This window comes from Corallococcus llansteffanensis, from assembly GCF_003612055.1.
GTDB lineage: Bacteria > Myxococcota > Myxococcia > Myxococcales > Myxococcaceae > Corallococcus > Corallococcus llansteffanensis.
Map to the genome: position 1 here is coordinate 1 of NZ_RAWB01001033.1, position 1,288 is coordinate 1,288.

Here is a 1,288-nt window from a genome sequence, read left to right on the forward strand (position 1 = left end):
TCCCTGGGCGCTCCCCCGCCTGTTGTCCTACCTACCCTTCAGGACGGGACAATGTTCACCCTCTTCACAAGATCCAGGGCTTCCTGTACTTCCAGGGTGTCACACGCTGATCCGCCCCTGTTCCCCCCCAGAGGACCATGACGCCCCCTACCGTCCTCATCTCGGATGATGAGCCCCTCCTGGTCTCCGCACTCGCCCGGGAAGCCAAGCGCTCCGGCCTCGTGTGCGTCTCCGACACCACCTCCGAACACGTGCTGGAGCTGGCCCGCCAGCACCATCCGGCCGTCATCATCCTGGACCTCAACCAGCACCAGGACGGACGGGACCTGCTCGCGCAGCTCAAGAAGGACCCCTCCACCCGCGACTGCAAGGTCATCATCCTCAGCGGCGTGGAGGACCAGTTCACCCGCCACGTGTGCTTCGAGCTGGGCGCGGACGACTACGAGGTGAAGCCGTTCGACCCCACCTTCATGACCCGCGTCGCCCGGCTCGCCACCGCCGTCACCCACAGCCGCGCCGCCTGAGCCGGCGCCCGGGCCCTCAGGGTCGCAGCGAGCGGATGGCCGCCGCGTAGTCCTTCGAGCCGAACACGTAGCTGCCCGCCACCAGCACCGTCGCCCCCGCGTCCACCACGCGCTTCGCCGTCTGCGCGTTGATGCCGCCGTCCACCTCGATGTCCACGTCCAGCCCTCGCGCGTCCAACATCGCGCGCAGCCGGCGGACCTTGTCCACCGTCGCCTCGATGAACGACTGCCCCCCGAAGCCCGGGTTCACGCTCATCAACAGCACCATCTCCACCTCCCCCAGCACCTCTTCAATCGTCCCCAGCGGCGTGCCCGGGTTCAACACCACCGCCGGCTTCGCCCCCGCCTGACGGATCTGCTGGAGCGTGCGGTGCAGGTGCGGACTCGCCTCCTGGTGCACCGTCAGCACGTCCGCCCCCGCCTTCGCGAACGCCTCCACGTACTTCTCCGGCTCCACGATCATCAGGTGCACGTCCAGCGGCTTCGTCGCCACCCGCTTGATGGCCTCGACCACCACCGGCCCCAGCGTGATGTTGGGGACGAACCTGCCATCCATGACATCCACGTGAATCCAGTCGGCTCCGGCGGCCTCGATGGCGCGGACCTCTTCGGCCAGACGGCTGAAATCACAGGAGAGCAGCGACGGAGAGATGCGGACAGGGCGGTTCATGGCGGCGCTTCATAGTCGCTTCCGGACGGACCCGGTACCTCCGCCCGGCTGGACAGAAGCCTGCCGGACACAGGGGGACCTGGTGGGTGGGGGG

The 1,288-nt window shown here is 68.1% G+C and carries 2 protein-coding genes; one reads left to right on the forward strand and one right to left on the reverse strand.

The genetic code is table 11. From position 1 onward, the window contains the following. The first annotated feature begins 137 nt into the window (after window positions 1-137). Entirely contained in the window at window positions 138-524 is a 387-nt protein-coding gene (locus D7V93_RS43090) for a response regulator (RefSeq protein ID WP_120648680.1), read from the forward strand. A gap of 16 nt (window positions 525-540) precedes the next feature. On the opposite strand, the gene rpe is transcribed toward D7V93_RS43090, so the two are convergent. Further along, window positions 541-1,194 (reverse strand): ribulose-phosphate 3-epimerase, encoded by a 654-nt coding sequence (rpe, locus tag D7V93_RS43095; RefSeq protein ID WP_120648681.1) that lies wholly within the window; start codon window positions 1,192-1,194, stop codon window positions 541-543. Window positions 1,195-1,288 lie beyond the last annotated feature (94 nt).

What these genes read in the sequence shown, in the direction of transcription:
- D7V93_RS43090 (WP_120648680.1), top strand. Translation starts at nt 138, where the DNA reads ATGACGCCCCCTACCGTCCTCATCTCGGATGATGAGCCCCTCCTGGTC.
- rpe (WP_120648681.1), bottom strand. Translation starts at nt 1,194, where the DNA reads ATGAACCGCCCTGTCCGCATCTCTCCGTCGCTGCTCTCCTGTGATTTC.